The sequence below is a fragment of the Citrobacter werkmanii genome, assembly GCF_008693645.1.
In the GTDB taxonomy this organism is placed as follows: domain Bacteria; phylum Pseudomonadota; class Gammaproteobacteria; order Enterobacterales; family Enterobacteriaceae; genus Citrobacter; species Citrobacter werkmanii.
This window is the reverse complement of the sequence record NZ_CP044101.1, coordinates 158,242-175,735: the sequence shown is the minus strand read 5'-3', so window position 1 is coordinate 175,735 and position 17,494 is coordinate 158,242. Positions and strand designations below refer to the sequence as shown.

Genomic DNA, 17,494 nt, shown 5'->3' with positions numbered 1-17,494 from the left:
GCTTTTTCGTTTACGCTTTCACGCGCTGAATGTAGTCGCCAAATGCGGTCAGTTGACCGGTCAGATGGTCCAGCGTGCTTTGGTCGATTACTTCACCCGTCTGCGGGTCCACCTTGTTCTGAATGACCCCGCCCATAAATTCCGGCTTGTTCATCACCATGGCGTCGAGGAACACCAGGATCTGACGAAGATGGTACTGACAGCGCGCGCCGCCAATAGCGCCCATTGAGCTGGTCTGAATCAGCACCGGCTTGCCAGATAATGGCTGATCGGGCAGGCGGGACAGCCAGTCGATGGCGTTTTTCAGTCCGCCAGGAACAGAATAGTTATATTCCGGTGTCACAATAACAACACCATCAGCTTTCCTTATTTGCTCTGCCAGCGCTTCTACGCTGGCCGGGAAGCCTTCTTCCTGCTGGAGGTCGGCATCGTACAGCGGGATATCACCAATCGACGGTAACGCGCTCACTTCCATTCCTGCGGGCGCAATTTTAGGCAGCGTGCGGGCAACCATGCCGTTAAACGAACCTTTGCGCAGACTTCCCAGTAACGTAACAACATTCAATGTTTCAGACATGGTGACTCCTGTTTCATCATGAAGGTTAAATCAGTTAAGCGTATGGCTTTTCGCTGCGCATAATTGAGAGAACCGGATCAGACGACCCGTTGGCTCATTGGCGCGAGTCTGGATATCAGGCAAACTTTTCCAGTCCTGTTTACCATCAAACTCCCAAACCTTGAGTTTTTCAATGGTTGGCGTAACCGCAACCGACCACACCAGCACATCTTCCGCATCGCAAATGGCTTCCACCTGCGCAACATGGGCACATTTCAGACGTCCTGCGCCGGGTAAGAGCTGCAGTTCGCGCGGATCGTCATTACACACATCGCCGGTGAGTTTGAGAACGCTCTGGCGCAACGTAATAAGCTGCGCACGCGCTTCGTTTGGGTCGTTTTGGTTATTGATCCACAGGTTTTCGTTACTGGAGAAGCGCCAGGTTTGTGTTGAATTCGGATTGTGAAAACCCCGTGTCGCTCGCTGAAGCTCCATATCCAGGCCGCAAACACCTTCTGTTGTCAGCGCAACGCCAACGATATTTCCAGCATAAGAAATCGAAAATCCCGGCAGGTTTTTATCGCGAAAAACGGGCTTACCTTTCGCCTCAGTAACAATCTCAGGCAACGTGCTGGTGCCGTAAAGCATGAACATCAGTTCTGCGAGAAGACTGCGGGAGGCCAGGAAACGTGTTCGGCGGTGAGCGGGTAGATTTCTTGCTTCAATGTGACATGGAGTAGGGAGACGAACTGAAACCAGGTGTCCCTCCGTAAGAATCCCTCTGGCAAAATGTGTCGCCATTTTTCGCTCCGTGATTAATGGTCCGTTATTATTACCAGAGTAACATTTACACGGCGTTCAGGCAGGTTTTACAGGCTAAAAAATAAACGGAAATGGAATACATTACGCGACATTTACATTTCTGTTGCCAGAATGGTCATTTAAGCAACACTCTGGCGGCGGATCGTCAGGACATATCGCGATACAACGCCTTGATCGTGTCTTTCAGCCAGACGATCTTCGGATTATGGCTGTTACGTTTATGCCAAAGGAGAGTGAACGGTACGCGCATTTTCTCTAACTGTGCAGCATCAAATGGCATAGGACGCGCCACTAGCGGAAGCTGGTGGAGTTGGTTATAACGCTGACAATAGACCGGCGCGGTGGCTATCAGCGCATGATCCGGCTGTGCGGCCATAAACAGCGACTGCTCAAAACCTGGCAGGCATAACGCGATATTGCGTGTGCGCCCCATCTCCTGAAGCACATCGTCCAGCGCCCAGGTATCGCTTTGCTCCCAGCTAATACTGATGTGGGGATAGCGCAGAAATGTGTCCAGACTCCACTCTTCCTGCAATGCCGGATGATCTTCACGTAGCCAGACGCAAGGGAGATCGGAAAACAGCACTTCATGGTCGATCGACAACGGCAGTAGGCTCAGCAGTTCTCGCGAACGCGGATGGCTTTCGCGACCGGTGAAGCCGATATCCACCTCGCCGCGAATAATCGCATCCAGCGAATCATAGTCCCAGTTGCGTATTTTGATTGTCGCCTGGGGATAACGCTGATAGATCTGCCGGGAGAGGGCGTTGAACATGATCATTACCAGCGGCGTTTCGGCCACCAGATCAAACTTCAACCCGCGCGGAGCCTCATGGTGCGGCTTATCCAGCAATTGATTGCTCATCTGCATCCACTCTGCCAGATTCTGCTCCATGCTGACCATTAACGGCGTCGGCGTAAGTCCCAGCGGGGTGTTTACAAACAACGGGTCGTCAAACCAGGTCCGCAGTTTCGACAGCGACTTACTGACCGCCGACGGCGTGACGTTCATCCGTTTGGCGGTTTTGGTAACGCTGCGTTCCTGCATCAATAACTGCAGGCACAGCAACAAATTAAGATCGAGACTGCTGAGGGATTTCTTCATGAGTTGGCGCGGACCGGTTGGGGGCAACAGTGATAATCAGCATGATACTCACTATGCTACAGCCAATCAGAATCCCGATCAGCATATTCAGCGCATCAAGGCCGAGGACCGCTGCCAGCCAAATCCATAACGATGAGCCACAAACCTGCGCAATACCTAACGCCGAGCTGGCAACCCCTGCCCGCAGCGAGAACGGCCCCAGCGCCTGACTCATGGCGACACCAAAACCAACCGAGAACCCGGCGCAGATTAAGGTCAGCCCAAACAGCGTCACCATATGCGAACTGGCGAGGGTTAACACCACGCCTGCAGACAGAAACAGCACCTGAGAGGTCAGCATCAGAACGCGAGGCTTGAATACGCTGAGGGCGAACGGCGTCGAGAAAGAGACCGCCATACTGATACCTGCGGTCATGGCCATCGTCGTGGCATACTCACCACGGTCGAAGCCCATCACTTCCATTAGCAACACCGGAGAGGTATTCACGAAGGTTAGGATCACCGACACGCTGAGAGTGGTAATGGCCAGACGGCTTAAGAAAAAACGGTTCACCAAAGACTCGTTGGCGTGGTTCTTTGGTATAGACGCCGTGAGGGTCGCTGGGCGTGATTCTCGCAGGATAAATACCGACAGCAAGCATACAACCACACCCATACCGATCATCGTGTAGAACAGGCTTTGCCACGGGTATTTGAGCATAATCAGATGCCCCATCACCGGAGCCAGTACTGGTACGATACAGGTGATTCCGTTCAACAGCGACAGCACTTTTGCCCGGCGGCGATCGTCGAGCGTATCGCGCAGAATAGCGAAGGCCACCACATAGCAGCAGCCTGCGCCCACGCCCTGAATAAAACGGCCGACCAGGAACGGTGTACCGCTCTCGGCAAATGAACACAGCGCAGAGGCGAAAATAAAGATGAGGGCGCCGACTATGGCGACCGGTTTACGTCCTGACTGGTCGGCGACTTTTCCGGCGAAAAGCATCGCCGTCGCCATTCCCGCCAGATAAACCGAAAACGCGATATGCAGTTGCGCCTCGCTGGCCTGTAGATCGGCCGCAATACGGGGCAGCCCCACCAGATACATATCAATACCGGCGGGATAAAGTAGAACCAGGGCAAAACTGCAGATTAGAAAGCGTGTCATAGCGACCTCATAAGGAATGTGGCGCTTAGGATACGGGCAGAGAGTCAACTGCACGAGTTGCCATTTGGACAACAGTGTTTTCCTGTGAGGAAAGCATTATTAATTCGGAATGTATTTATATTGATTAAGAAATGTGCGAGATAAAATGAATTAAACATAACCACACAAAGTAAAAGGTATTGGTGTGGAAATTATTGGTGATAATACTTGTGTTACGAATATAAACCCGAAAGGAAAAATTGTTTACTGTCGTGGAGAGCAGCATAAATACTGGCTTGAACTGCAGTTCGTCGATGAGAACAACACTCCTGTATGCGGACTTAATGTCAGGCTGGAATATCGTCCGCTGACATCATCAGTGTGGCATCAGCATGAAAACAGCTACAGCCCAACGCCTCCCCCCAACCCTCCGGCGGGCGTTACCGACAATCAAGGATTGGTTCGGTTTGATGATCTTTACTGGATAACTGTCGACGTTAAGGCGGATGGGCAGCAACTGGCTGAAGAGATGACACAGCGGCCACTGGGCGTTAGGCGTAATCCTAATAGCCATCCAGAGAGTAGAAATATGTTCTGGTCGGACACCCGTGACAATAGCTGGCGATCGAATGTACAGGAAATAACAGAAGCGGCTAATCATGTGTATCACTATGTCACTATCGGGAAGTTATGCGACCGCCTGCCGTTGATTGAAGGCTGGGATGAACCGGAGCCTCCGGAATTCCATTTCCCACCGAATCGCTCCTTGAAGGGGACGGAGATCCCCTGTGAGCTGTTGGAAAAAAGACACATTATTGAAATCTGTCCATTTCGGGCATGGGTATTGGCATTGCACGACACAAAAGACTATGACCTCGCCAACGCTTTGAATCTCGGCATTATGGCTGACCTGGTTTATGCGGCAGAAAAAGATAATAAAACTATCAACCATTTCTTCCGGAATAAGTGTCAGGATCTATCATGCATTCCTCAGTTTGCTGAATTTCCTTCCTGGTACCACACGCTGGCGGTCGATGTTCCTTTTCATGACCGCTATCGCCCACCAGTGTATCTGAGCACGAAAGATAGTGATCAACCGGAGGGGGACACCCGGCTCTTTACGGTGGAATGTGGCATGCATGTGCTGGTTGCATGGTGCGGGACTGATAGCCTGTTGAATGTGCTAACTGATTTATCATTTGCACCAAAACGTTGTTTGCCGGAACTGGCCGGGGCGGGAAATATTCATGGAGGATTTCTGGAGGCTTATGAGCTAGCCGACAGGAAATTTGAGGATAATTTGAATGCGGTTAATCGGGCTTTAGAGCAAGGAACGAAGACGCTATTTATTTGTGGTCACAGCTTGGGGGGAGCTTTGGCATTACTTTATGCTGCCGAGATGAAAGTCAGTCATCCCATACTGTATACCTACGGAATGCCGCGTACATTTACCCGAGCGGCTATATCTTTTCTGGGCAGTATTACCCATTACCGGCACGTCAACGACAATGACTCAATCACGCAAATCCCCCCGGATGCTGATTTGGATAACGCTTTTTATAATAAATGGGGACTGCTGGGAGATAAGTTGGGGTTTGACTGGTCACTGACGACGGCTGCCGGTCTTGGGGGGGCTGTGCGGGATCTGGCGTATCAGTCTGTGGGACTTGTAGATAAAAAAGATCCTTACTGGCATCACGGTAAAACGGTGGTTTTTTTCCTAGCTGAGCAGTGTTCAATGCGGGTTGCCAGCCCGAACCACAAAACTCTACTTGATGGACAGATCTACACGCGCCATTTTGTGGGGGTGAAACTATATCTGGTTCCTTCTCTGAATGATGAATGTCTGAAATCTAGCGGTAAGCATCAGGAAACGTTCATCCAGTGCCTCGCACCGCATGCTCTGACAAAGACCTTTCCGAAAAATACCAATCCAACGCTGAACGGTTTAGGTACGGACCCGCAAAACCATTCGATGGCGCACCGCTATTTGCCCTACATCCATAATCAACTGCTTGAACTGGCAAATCCGGAGCTGAAGATGAGAAGAAAAGAAATGCGGATGCGCTTTCGCGATGAGGTTGAGAAAAGTGCATCCAGTAACGGGCAGCCGGATGAGATCCAGCGTAACCGTGAATTTCTGATGCTTCAGGATTTACTGCCGATAGCCCTGCAACTCACGGAGTCTGATGAAATTGGCCGCAATGCCCTGACCCGTTTCGCGGCGGTGACGGAGGAAAGCGTTGAATTATTTTAAGATAACTACCGTTATTATGTTAACTATCGCACCACTTTACGGTTGCGGAGATAACACAGATCAGACACTTTCCCCTCCTGATAATGCCCGACGTGTCAGCGTGTCATTCCGGATGCCAGAGGGCATCACTCTAATGCCGATGCAGATTCTTTACCGCTCTGAAAAGTGTATGGATAAAAGCTATAACTCCAGCTTTGAATCTTATCCTGTGCGGGGATACAACGGTTTTACGCAGCCTTTCGTCCGGCAGGGTATGGGGGGGCTGTGGCAGACCAGTATTGCCATTGATGGTGGCGGGCCGTGCCAGTGGCAGCTAAATTCACTGAGAGTAAGTTTCAGGATTGCGGATAATATTCTACTGGTGAAAGGAAAAGAAGTCATTGAGACCAGTTATATCTTTGATTTTGGAGATTATGGCCTCAGTGATGGGTATGGGACAGGGAGAGCAAAAGAGGTCAGTGGAGATCTTGACTTAAAAACGGATTATTTCCCTGAAGTATTTATTAGCCATTTATTTAATCAAACAACATTGAAATTATTTGGTGGAAATACCGGCCCAGAAAAATGGCGAAGGCGTTTTCGGCTTAGGAATACTCAAAACATCCTTATTGAGCCAGTCATTCATTTCGATAAAGTTGTTACATTGACACCTCCAGATGCTCCAGGCAAACTTACGGCAACTTATCCCGATGGCAGTAGTGAAAAGATCCCGCATATTTATCCCAGCTATGAAAAATTGCTGTCGATGAAATGATGATTTATGTAGTTCCCGCCAGAGGATGTGCTGGCGGGATTTTTCATTAATGGCCAATCTCTGAAGAATTACTTACCAATACAGAAGCTGGAGAAAATCCGTCCCAACAGATCGTCGGAGGTAAATTCACCGGTAATCTCACTGAGGTTTTGCTGAGCCAGACGTAGCTCCTCTGCCAGCAATTCTCCGGCCCATGCTCCGAGCAGTTGGGCTTTGCCCTGCTCGAGATGCTCCGCCGCTTCTGCCAGCGCCTGTAGGTGACGACGACGCGCCAGGAAGCCGCCTTCCATATTGGTTTCAAAGCCCATGCTCTGCTTGAGATGGTTGCGCAGCACGTCTACGCCTTCCCCGGTACGTGCGGAGAGACGAACCAGTGAGTGGCCATTTACTTCGCTAAGACCCAGCGTTTCACCGGTAATATCCGCTTTGTTACGCACCACGGTAATAGGCAATTTGGCGGGCAGACGGGCAATAAAGTCCGGCCAGATCTCCGCCGGGTCGGTAGCGTCGGTGGTGGTGCCATCAACCATAAACAGTACGCGATCGGCCTGTTCGATTTCTTGCCATGCGCGTTCGATCCCAATGCGTTCCACTTCATCGTTAGCGTCGCGCAGACCGGCGGTGTCGATGATGTGCAGCGGCATACCGTCGATATGGATATGCTCACGCAGTACGTCGCGGGTGGTGCCGGCGATGTCGGTGACAATGGCGGCTTCGCGGCCTGCCAGCGCGTTCAGCAGGCTTGATTTCCCGGCGTTCGGGCGACCAGCAATCACTACCTTCATCCCTTCGCGCAGCAGGCTGCCCTGACGCGCTTCGGCACGTACGGCATCAAGATCGCTGATAACGCTATTGAGCTGCGCTTCAATCTTGCCGTCAGACAGGAAGTCGATTTCTTCATCCGGGAAATCAATCGCCGCTTCCACGTAGATGCGCAGGTGAGTGAGCGCTTCCACAAGATGATTTACCCGTGCGGAAAAAGCGCCCTGCAACGAGTTCAGCGCCGAGCGAGCCGCTTGCTCCGAGCTGGCATCGATCAGGTCGGCAATCGCCTCGGCCTGGGCTAAATCGAGCTTATCATTGAGAAATGCGCGCTCGGAGAATTCACCGGGTCTGGCAATGCGCAGCCCGGGAATGGTCAAAATACGTTTGAGCAGCAGATCGAGAATCACCGGACCGCCGTGACCCTGCAGCTCTAAAACGTCTTCACCGGTAAAGGAGTTTGGGCCGGGAAACCACAGGGCAATGCCTTGATCCAGCGCGCTGCCATCCGTGTCTTTAAACGGCAGATAATCGGCATAACGCGGTTTTGGCAGTTTGCCCAGCACGGTTTCTGCGACCTCGCGCGCTTTCAGGCCGGAGATACGCAGGATACCCACGCCACCACGTCCCGGAGGGGTGGCCTGAGCGACGATGGTGTCGTTATGGCTCATGATATGTCTCTTTGTGATGCAATAAAAAAGGCGGTCTAATGACCGCCCTTTACGTTATGTTCCGTTTGCCGGATGGCGGTTTCGCCTAATCCGGCCTACACCGAATCAGGAGTTTTTCTTCTCGCGGCTATGCAGCCCACGCTTCTCCAGACCACGGTAAATCAGCTGCTGCTGAATAATGGTTACCAGGTTGCTGACGATATAGTACAGCACCAGACCTGACGGGAACCACAGGAAGAACACGGTGAAGATGACCGGCATAAAGGTCATGATCTTCTGCTGCATCGGGTCGGTCACGGTGGTCGGAGACATCTTCTGAATGAAGAACATCGTCACGCCCATCAGGATCGGCAGAATGTAGTACGGGTCCTGTGCAGACAGGTCATGGATCCACAGCGCGAACGGCGCATGACGCAGTTCAATGGAGCCCATCAGCATGTAGTACAACGCCAGGAAGATTGGCATCTGGATGATCAGCGGGAAGCAGCCGCCCAGCGGGTTAACCTTCTCAGCTTTGTACAGGGCCATCATTTCCTGGCTCTGACGCTGTTTGTCATCGCCCAGACGCTCACGCATAGCCTGAATCTTCGGCTGCAGCATACGCATCTTCGCCATGGAGGTGTACTGCGCTTTGGTCAGCGGGTACATGATGCCACGAACGATAAAGGTGATAACGATGATGGAGAAGCCCCAGTTACCCAGGAAGCTATGGATCCACTTCAGCAGTTTAAACAGCGGCTGAGAGATGAACCACAACCAGCCGTAATCCACGGTCAGATCCAGGTGCGGTGCAACGGCCGCCATTTTGTCCTGAATTTCCGGGCCGACCCACAGGGTGCTGGTCATCGCGCCAGTCTGGCCTGGCTGTACCAGTACCGGCTGAGATTTATAGCCGATAGCGGCAATGCCGTTACCCAGGTTAGCGGTGTAGAAGTTGTTGGTGCCGTCGTTACGCGGAACCCATGCCGTTGCGAAATACTGTTGCAGCATTGCGACCCAACCGTCTTTAGCGTTGACGTTCAGGTTTTCGTTTTCAGCAATGGTGTCGAATTTGTATTTCTCATACTTCTCATCCGGCGTGGAGTACGCCGCGCCACGGAAGGTGTGCAGCGCAAAGTTGCTGCTACCGGTGTCGCGATGAGATGGCAGATTGATGGATTGCTTCAGCTGACCAAAGGTGGAGATTTCCAGCGGTTTCTCGCCGGCGTTCTGCACGCTGTAGTTAACGTTGACAGCATATTCACCACGCTTGAGGACAAACGTTTTAGTGAACGTGTTACCCGCTGCGTCAGTATAGGTCATCGGGATCTGCAGTTCGTTCTGACCGTCTGCCAGTACAAATGCGTCTTTTTCGACGTTGTACAGCGGACGTGGGCCGTTAGCCGGGTTATCCGGGCCGTCACGACCTGTCAGGCCACTCTGTGCCTGGTAGATGAACTGTGGCGTGGTTTCCAGTAACTGGAACGGTTCGGTAGAACCAAGTTCTTTCGGGTAAGCTGGCAGCGAAGCCTGTTCCACATCACCACCACGGGTGTTGATGGTCAGATCAAGCACGTCAGTCTTAACCGTAATCAGTTTCCCCTGGCCACTGGCCGGTACGCCCTGGTCTGCGGCGCTACCCGCTGCGGTGGTCGTTGTCTGCGTGGTCTGTTGGGCCTGAGGTTGCGGGTTTTTATCCTGCTCCCAGGCTTGCCAGATCATGAAAGACACGAACAGCAAAGCGATGACTAAAAGATTGCGTTGCGAATCCATCGTTAGTGTTCTCTGGTATCAAATGGTCCGGGCGGGACGGGATCGTCACCACCAGGGTGTAAAGGGTGGCATTTTAATACGCGTTTCACCGTCAACCAACTGCCTTTTATCACTCCAAACCTGCGCAATGCCTCAATTCCGTAGCTCGAACAGGTTGGAGTGAAACGGCAATGCGGCCCAAGCAGCGGACTGATCAGGCGTTGATAGACCCGAATGAGGGCTATCAGGACCCGCGAGCCAGGCGACAATGGCGACGCCATAATTTTTCCAACGCTTCCGAGAGAGCACGGTTATCGAGGTCAGCAACCCCTTTTTTCGCCACCACCACGAAATCCATTGCGGGAAGTTCGTGCTGACGTAAACGGAAGCTTTCACGCGTCAGACGTTTAATCCGATTGCGTTCATGCGCACGTTTAACATTTTTCTTGGCGACGGTAAGACCGATACGGGGATGCCCCAGCGAATTCAGGCGGCCGAGGATGGTGATTTGCGGCGTGCCAGCCCGTTGTGGCTGCTGGAAGACGAATGTGAAATGAGTGGGAGTTAACAAACGTAACTCCCTGGGAAATGCGAGCTTAACCACTCAGGGGCTAGCTTTTATTACTTAGAAACGGTCAGACGAGAACGGCCTTTAGCACGACGACGTGCCAGAACCTGACGACCATTTTTATTAGCCATACGAGCACGGAAGCCGTGAGAACGGTTGCGCTTCAGTACAGACGGTTGAAAAGTGCGTTTCATGGCGATTTCTACCTAAACTTGAATAAATTCACTGACTTTTGCGTATACCCGAACGAGTTTCGAACGACTTACGCCACAGTGTGGGTGATTAAAGAGGCCGGATTGTAATAATTGTACACTCCGGAGTCAATTCTCTTTCCTTATTTCCCGCTTTTTTCCACAAGGTTTTGTGTGAAAAACAGGCAGCGTTGACGCCGTAAGGCGACCGTTACTCGCTGGGGGTAAGAATTATACGGGCTGGTGGATAAAGCGCAAGGATCGCCCGGGATCTTTATTAGATCGTTTAAGCAGTAAAGCATCTTTACTCATTAATTTTTTCAATATGCGCGCTAAAACCTGCAGCACTTCTCCAGGATCGTTTACACTTAGCCGATTCTGGATCATCCTGTGGATAAATCGGGAAGAATCTGTGAGAAACAGAAGATCTCTTTCTCAGTTTACGCTATGATCCGCGGTCCCGATCGTTTCAATGGATCCTGATCGGGTAAAATTGCAGATAGCAATTCGCACGTCACCCTTTGCATAGGGTCTTGTCGATGTGCGTCAACAATCATGAATGTTTCAGCCTTTGTCATTTATCGACTTTTGTTCGAGTGGAGTCCGCCGTGTCACTTTCGCTTTGGCAGCAGTGTCTTGCCCGATTGCAGGATGAGTTACCAGCCACAGAATTCAGTATGTGGATACGCCCGTTGCAGGCGGAACTGAGCGATAACACGCTGGCTTTGTATGCGCCAAACCGTTTTGTGCTCGATTGGGTAAGGGACAAATACCTTAATAATATTAATGGATTACTAAATAACTTCTGCGGAGCGGATGCCCCACAGCTGCGTTTTGAGGTCGGAACTAAACCCGTCACGCAAACGCTGAAGACGCCGGTGAACAACGTTGTCGCGCCTGCCCATGTGGCGCAACAAGTACAACCGCAACGTGCTGCTCCGGCGGCGCGTCCAGGCTGGGACAACGTCCCGGCTCCGGCAGAACCTACCTATCGCTCTAACGTCAACGTCAAACATACGTTTGATAATTTCGTTGAAGGTAAATCTAACCAACTGGCGCGCGCGGCGGCACGTCAGGTGGCGGACAACCCTGGCGGCGCCTACAATCCGTTATTCCTTTATGGTGGTACGGGTCTGGGTAAAACCCACCTGTTGCATGCTGTCGGTAACGGCATTATGGCGCGTAAACCGAACGCGAAAGTGGTGTATATGCACTCCGAGCGTTTTGTGCAGGACATGGTTAAAGCTCTGCAAAACAATGCGATCGAAGAGTTTAAACGCTACTACCGCTCCGTCGACGCGCTGCTGATCGATGACATCCAGTTCTTTGCCAACAAAGAGCGCTCGCAGGAAGAATTCTTCCACACCTTCAACGCCCTGCTGGAAGGTAATCAGCAGATCATCCTGACGTCGGATCGTTATCCGAAGGAGATCAATGGCGTTGAAGATCGACTGAAATCCCGCTTTGGCTGGGGGCTGACTGTTGCGATCGAACCGCCTGAGCTGGAAACCCGCGTGGCGATCCTGATGAAAAAAGCTGACGAAAACGACATTCGTCTGCCGGGTGAAGTGGCGTTCTTTATTGCCAAGCGTCTACGCTCTAACGTGCGTGAACTGGAAGGCGCACTGAACCGCGTGATCGCCAACGCCAATTTTACCGGCCGGGCGATTACCATCGATTTCGTGCGCGAAGCGCTGCGCGATCTGCTGGCTTTGCAGGAAAAGTTGGTCACCATCGACAATATTCAGAAGACGGTGGCGGAGTATTACAAAATCAAAATTGCGGATCTGCTGTCAAAGCGTCGATCTCGCTCGGTAGCTCGTCCGCGCCAGATGGCGATGGCGCTGGCAAAAGAGCTCACTAACCACAGTCTGCCGGAAATTGGCGACGCGTTTGGTGGGCGTGACCATACTACCGTGCTTCATGCCTGCCGCAAGATTGAGCAGTTGCGTGAAGAAAGCCATGATATTAAAGAAGATTTCTCCAATTTAATCAGAACATTATCTTCGTGACGCTATGAAATTTACCGTTGAACGTGAACATTTATTAAAACCGCTTCAGCAGGTCAGCGGCCCGCTGGGTGGACGTCCTACACTGCCGATCCTCGGAAACCTGCTGCTGCAGGTCGCTGACGGTGCGCTTTCTCTGACTGGTACCGATCTCGAAATGGAGATGGTGGCGCGCGTGGCGTTGATCCAGCCTCATGAACCTGGTGCTACTACCGTTCCGGCGCGTAAATTCTTCGACATTTGCCGCGGATTGCCGGAAGGCGCGGAAATTGCCGTTCAACTGGAAGGCGACCGCATGCTGGTACGCTCTGGTCGCAGCCGTTTCTCGCTGTCCACGCTGCCTGCCGCCGACTTCCCTAATCTGGATGACTGGCAGAGCGAAGTCGAATTCACCCTGCCGCAGGCCACGATGAAGCGCCTGATTGAAGCCACGCAGTTTTCGATGGCGCATCAGGACGTGCGTTACTACTTAAACGGCATGCTGTTTGAAACCGAAGGGGAAGAGCTGCGTACCGTGGCGACCGACGGTCACCGTCTGGCGGTTTGTTCAATGCCTGTCGGTCAGCCGTTGCCCAGCCATTCGGTGATCGTACCGCGTAAAGGCGTGATTGAACTGATGCGTATGCTCGACGGCGGTGACAACCCGCTGCGCGTGCAGATTGGCAGCAACAACATTCGTGCGCACGTGGGCGATTTCATCTTCACCTCCAAGCTGGTTGATGGCCGTTTCCCGGATTATCGCCGCGTATTGCCGAAGAATCCGGACAAACATCTGGAAGCCGGTTGCGATATCCTCAAACAGGCGTTTGCCCGTGCGGCAATTCTTTCTAACGAGAAATTCCGCGGCGTGCGTCTGTATGTCAGCGAAAATCAGCTCAAAATCACCGCCAACAACCCGGAGCAGGAAGAAGCAGAAGAAATTCTGGATGTCTCCTATCCTGGTACAGAACTGGAAATCGGTTTTAACGTGAGCTACGTGCTTGACGTTCTGAACGCGCTGAAGTGCGAGAACGTGCGTATTTTGCTGACCGATTCCGTATCGAGCGTACAGATTGAAGATGCGGCCAGCCAATCCGCAGCCTATGTCGTCATGCCTATGCGCTTGTAAAGAATATCGGGCTATCTTACTTGTTATTCTGGCTCCGGGCAGTGCTCGCACAAAATACGAAGTATTTTGGACGTCCTATGGACGGCCCGAAGGGCGAGCGCAGCGAGCAATCCTCACGTACTTCAGTACGCTCCGGTTGCTGTGCGCTGGCCGTAACCAGACTAACTGCGACGATAACGCCCTGGTTATGAGTTGATATGTCGCTATCCCGACTGCTAATCAAAGATTTCCGCAATATTGAAAATGCGGATCTCGCTTTATCCCCCGGCTTTAACTTCCTGGTTGGCGCGAACGGCAGCGGCAAAACCAGTGTGCTGGAAGCCATCTATACGCTCGGCCATGGCCGGGCGTTTCGCAGTTTGCAGATTGGCCGCGTGATTCGCCACGAGCAGGAGTCGTTTGTTTTACACGGACGATTGCAGGGAGAAGAGCGCGAGACATCGATTGGTCTGACGAAAGACAAACTGGGCGACAGCAAAGTGCGCATTGACGGCACTGACGGGCACAAGGTCGCTGAACTGGCGCACCTGATGCCGATGCAGCTGATCACGCCAGAGGGGTTTACTTTACTCAACGGCGGCCCCAAATACAGAAGAGCATTTCTTGACTGGGGATGCTTTCACAATGAAGCCGGATTTTTCACCGCCTGGAGCAACCTGAAGCGACTGCTCAAGCAGCGCAATGCGGCACTGCGCCAGGTGAGTCGTTATGAGCAACTGCGCCCGTGGGATAGAGAACTTATTCCGCTGGCGGAACAAATCAGCACCTGGCGCGCGGAGTACAGCGCGGGTATCGCGCAGGATATGGCGGATACCTGCCAGCAGTTTCTTCCCGAGTTTTCTCTCTCGTTCTCTTTCCAGCGTGGTTGGGAGAAGGAGACAGATTATGCCGAGGTGCTGGAACGCAGTTTTGAACGCGATCGCATGTTGACCTACACCGCACACGGCCCGCATAAGGCGGATTTCCGCATTCGTGCCGACGGTGCGCCGGTAGAAGACACGTTGTCGCGTGGGCAGCTAAAACTGCTAATGTGCGCCTTACGTCTGGCGCAAGGGGAGTTCCTGACCCGTGAAAGCGGACGGCGCTGCCTGTACCTGATAGATGATTTTGCCTCTGAACTGGATGATGCGCGTCGCGGGCTGCTGGCCAGCCGCTTAAAAGCCACGCAATCTCAGGTCTTTGTCAGCGCAATCAGCGCTGAACACGTTATAGACATGTCCGATGAAAATTCGAAGATGTTTACCGTGGAAAAGGGTAAAATAACGGATTAACCCAAGATAAAATGAGCGAGAAACGTTGATGTCGAATTCTTATGACTCCTCCAGTATCAAAGTCCTGAAAGGGCTGGATGCGGTGCGTAAGCGCCCGGGTATGTATATCGGCGACACGGATGACGGCACCGGTCTGCACCACATGGTATTCGAGGTGGTAGATAACGCTATCGACGAAGCGCTCGCGGGTCACTGTAAAGATATCGTGGTAACGATTCACGCGGACAACTCCGTGTCTGTTACCGATGATGGCCGTGGTATCCCAACCGGTATTCACCCGGAAGAGGGCGTTTCGGCGGCGGAAGTTATCATGACTGTTCTGCACGCAGGCGGTAAATTCGATGATAACTCCTATAAAGTTTCCGGTGGTTTGCACGGCGTAGGTGTCTCCGTCGTTAACGCCCTGTCGCAGAAACTGGAGCTGGTGATTCGTCGTGAAGGCAAAGTGCATCAGCAAACTTACGTGCATGGTGTGCCGCAGGCGCCGCTGGCGGTAACAGGCGAAACGGAAGTAACGGGTACTCAGGTCCGTTTCTGGCCAAGCCATGAAACCTTCACTAACGTAACCGAGTTCGAATACGACATTCTGGCGAAGCGTCTGCGCGAGCTGTCATTCCTGAACTCTGGCGTCTCTATTCGTCTGCGCGATAAGCGCGACGGCAAAGAAGATCATTTCCACTACGAAGGCGGCATCAAGGCGTTTGTTGAATATCTCAACAAAAACAAAACGCCGATCCACCCGAATATCTTCTACTTCTCCACCGAAAAAGACGGTATCGGCGTTGAAGTTGCGCTGCAGTGGAACGACGGCTTCCAGGAAAATATCTACTGCTTCACCAACAACATTCCGCAGCGTGACGGCGGGACTCACCTTGCAGGCTTCCGCGCGGCGATGACCCGTACCCTGAACGCCTACATGGACAAAGAAGGCTACAGCAAAAAAGCCAAAGTCAGCGCTACCGGTGACGATGCCCGTGAAGGCCTGATTGCGGTGGTTTCCGTGAAAGTGCCGGACCCGAAATTCTCCTCGCAGACCAAAGACAAACTGGTCTCCTCTGAGGTGAAATCGGCGGTTGAACAGCAGATGAACGAACTGCTGAGCGAATACCTGCTGGAAAACCCGTCTGACGCGAAAATCGTCGTCGGCAAGATTATCGATGCGGCCCGTGCCCGTGAAGCAGCACGTCGCGCGCGTGAAATGACCCGTCGTAAAGGCGCGCTGGACTTAGCCGGTCTGCCGGGCAAGCTGGCGGACTGTCAGGAACGTGACCCGGCGCTGTCCGAACTGTACCTTGTGGAAGGGGACTCCGCGGGCGGTTCTGCGAAGCAGGGGCGTAACCGTAAAAACCAGGCGATTCTGCCGCTGAAGGGTAAAATCCTCAACGTCGAGAAAGCGCGTTTCGACAAAATGCTCTCCTCTCAGGAAGTGGCGACACTGATTACCGCGCTCGGCTGCGGCATTGGTCGTGACGAGTACAACCCGGACAAACTGCGTTATCACAGCATCATCATCATGACCGATGCGGACGTCGACGGTTCGCATATCCGTACGCTGCTGTTGACCTTCTTCTATCGTCAGATGCCGGAAATCGTTGAACGCGGCCACGTTTACATTGCGCAGCCGCCGCTGTACAAAGTGAAGAAAGGCAAGCAGGAACAGTACATTAAAGATGACGAAGCGATGGATCAGTACCAAATTTCTATCGCTCTGGATGGCGCAACGCTGCACACCAACGCCAGTGCGCCTGCCCTTTCAGGTGAGTCGTTAGAGAAACTGGTTTCTGAATACAACGCGACGCAGAAAATGATTGGCCGTATGGAACGTCGTTTCCCAAAAGCGCTGCTGAAAGAGCTGGTTTATCAACCGACGCTGCCGGAAGCTGATTTGGCGAACGAACAGAACGTTACCCGTTGGGTTAACGCGCTGATTACCGAGCTGAACGAAAAAGAACAGCACGGTAGCCTGTGGAAGTTTGATGTTCACCATAACGCAGAGCAGAATCTGTTTGAGCCGATTGTACGCGTACGTACTCACGGTGTGGATACCGACTATGTGCTGGATCACGAGTTTGTGACCGGTGGCGAGTACCATCGTATTTGCACGCTCGGTGAGAAGCTGCGCGGGCTGATCGAAGACGATGCGTTTATCGAACGTGGCGAGCGTCGCCAGCCGGTGGCCAGCTTTGAGCAGGCGCTGGAATGGCTGCAGAAAGAGTCTCGTCGCGGTCTCGCTATCCAGCGTTATAAAGGTCTGGGCGAGATGAACCCGGAACAGCTGTGGGAAACCACCATGGATCCGGAAAGCCGTCGCATGTTGCGCGTTACTGTGAAGGATGCGATTGCCGCTGACCAACTGTTCACCACCCTGATGGGCGATGCCGTCGAACCACGCCGCGCATTTATCGAAGAAAACGCCCTGAAAGCGGCGAACATCGATATCTAAGCCAATCTGTAGGCCGGATAAGGCGGTTTACGCTGCCATCCGGCAAGATGTTGTATTGTGCCTGATGGCGCGTTGCTTATCAGGCCTACAAACGACAACCGACCTACAAAAGGGGAA

16 protein-coding genes are annotated in these 17,494 nt (G+C 52.6%); 6 read left to right on the top strand and 10 right to left on the bottom strand.

The genetic code is table 11. The features are described 5' to 3' along the window. Window positions 1-10 precede the first annotated feature (10 nt). The 4 genes from FOB24_RS01525 to FOB24_RS01510 all read right to left on the bottom strand — a co-directional run bounded on the left by FOB24_RS01525 (window position 11) and on the right by FOB24_RS01510 (window position 3,633). A complete protein-coding gene (locus FOB24_RS01525; protein ID WP_003023832.1) occupies window positions 11-577 on the bottom strand; it encodes an NADPH-dependent FMN reductase in 567 nt (188 codons plus the stop codon). A 30-nt stretch (window positions 578-607) separates the two neighbouring features. Further along, window positions 608-1,357 (bottom strand): 4'-phosphopantetheinyl transferase family protein, encoded by a 750-nt coding sequence (locus tag FOB24_RS01520; protein WP_069323648.1) that lies wholly within the window; start codon window positions 1,355-1,357, stop codon window positions 608-610. Between the two features lie 166 nt (window positions 1,358-1,523). Beyond that, window positions 1,524-2,483, bottom strand: coding sequence for an HTH-type transcriptional regulator YidZ (yidZ, locus tag FOB24_RS01515; RefSeq protein WP_038635741.1), 960 nt, complete (start codon window positions 2,481-2,483; stop codon window positions 1,524-1,526). After that, the gene (locus FOB24_RS01510) at window positions 2,452-3,633 is read right to left on the bottom strand and encodes an MFS transporter (RefSeq protein ID WP_085049154.1); all 1,182 of its coding nucleotides are present in this window, start codon (window positions 3,631-3,633) and stop codon (window positions 2,452-2,454) included. The genes yidZ and FOB24_RS01510 overlap by 32 nt, the downstream gene beginning before the upstream one ends. Window positions 3,634-3,817: 184 nt before the next feature. Here FOB24_RS01510 and FOB24_RS01505 point away from each other — a divergent pair, with 184 nt between their 5' ends. Both FOB24_RS01505 and FOB24_RS24370 read left to right on the top strand, forming a co-directional pair. Next, a complete protein-coding gene (locus tag FOB24_RS01505) occupies window positions 3,818-5,869 on the top strand; it encodes a lipase family protein (RefSeq protein WP_150344446.1) in 2,052 nt (683 codons plus the stop codon). After that, on the top strand, window positions 5,856-6,623 hold the full coding sequence (locus tag FOB24_RS24370; RefSeq protein ID WP_223851227.1) for a hypothetical protein: 768 nt from the start codon (window positions 5,856-5,858) through the stop codon (window positions 6,621-6,623). The genes FOB24_RS01505 and FOB24_RS24370 overlap by 14 nt, the downstream gene beginning before the upstream one ends. Window positions 6,624-6,691: 68 nt before the next feature. Here FOB24_RS24370 and mnmE read toward each other — a convergent pair whose 3' ends face one another. The 6 genes from mnmE to FOB24_RS24675 form a co-directional block, all read right to left on the bottom strand. After that, a complete protein-coding gene (gene mnmE / locus FOB24_RS01495) occupies window positions 6,692-8,056 on the bottom strand; it encodes a tRNA uridine-5-carboxymethylaminomethyl(34) synthesis GTPase MnmE (protein ID WP_150344445.1) in 1,365 nt (454 codons plus the stop codon). 105 nt (window positions 8,057-8,161) lie between these two features. Then, complete coding sequence (yidC, locus tag FOB24_RS01490) at window positions 8,162-9,808, bottom strand: membrane protein insertase YidC (protein ID WP_006687746.1); 1,647 nt, start codon at window positions 9,806-9,808, stop codon at window positions 8,162-8,164. A gap of 2 nt (window positions 9,809-9,810) precedes the next feature. Further along, a complete protein-coding gene (gene yidD / locus FOB24_RS01485) occupies window positions 9,811-10,068 on the bottom strand; it encodes a membrane protein insertion efficiency factor YidD (RefSeq protein WP_003023846.1) in 258 nt (85 codons plus the stop codon). After that, the gene (rnpA, locus tag FOB24_RS01480) at window positions 10,032-10,391 is read right to left on the bottom strand and encodes a ribonuclease P protein component (RefSeq protein ID WP_003844432.1); all 360 of its coding nucleotides are present in this window, start codon (window positions 10,389-10,391) and stop codon (window positions 10,032-10,034) included. Before rnpA ends, yidD begins: the two co-directional genes overlap by 37 nt. Before the next feature lie 17 nt (window positions 10,392-10,408). Continuing rightward, entirely contained in the window at window positions 10,409-10,549 is a 141-nt protein-coding gene (gene rpmH / locus FOB24_RS01475; protein WP_003023858.1) for a 50S ribosomal protein L34, read from the bottom strand. A 228-nt stretch (window positions 10,550-10,777) separates the two neighbouring features. Then, the gene (locus FOB24_RS24675) at window positions 10,778-10,858 is read right to left on the bottom strand and encodes a hypothetical protein (protein WP_420867109.1); all 81 of its coding nucleotides are present in this window, start codon (window positions 10,856-10,858) and stop codon (window positions 10,778-10,780) included. Between the two features lie 296 nt (window positions 10,859-11,154). Between FOB24_RS24675 and dnaA the strand changes: the two genes are divergently transcribed. From dnaA to gyrB, 4 genes are all read left to right on the top strand, one after another. After that, window positions 11,155-12,558: a chromosomal replication initiator protein DnaA gene (dnaA, locus tag FOB24_RS01470; protein ID WP_003827078.1), complete on the top strand. Its 1,404-nt coding sequence runs from the start codon at window positions 11,155-11,157 to the stop codon at window positions 12,556-12,558. Between the two features lie 4 nt (window positions 12,559-12,562). After that, on the top strand, window positions 12,563-13,663 hold the full coding sequence (gene dnaN, locus FOB24_RS01465) for a DNA polymerase III subunit beta (protein ID WP_005121477.1): 1,101 nt from the start codon (window positions 12,563-12,565) through the stop codon (window positions 13,661-13,663). Between the two features lie 197 nt (window positions 13,664-13,860). After that, window positions 13,861-14,934, top strand: coding sequence for a DNA replication/repair protein RecF (gene recF, locus FOB24_RS01460; RefSeq protein WP_069323651.1), 1,074 nt, complete (start codon window positions 13,861-13,863; stop codon window positions 14,932-14,934). 28 nt (window positions 14,935-14,962) lie between these two features. After that, entirely contained in the window at window positions 14,963-17,377 is a 2,415-nt protein-coding gene (gene gyrB / locus FOB24_RS01455; protein ID WP_006687741.1) for a DNA topoisomerase (ATP-hydrolyzing) subunit B, read from the top strand. Window positions 17,378-17,494 lie beyond the last annotated feature (117 nt).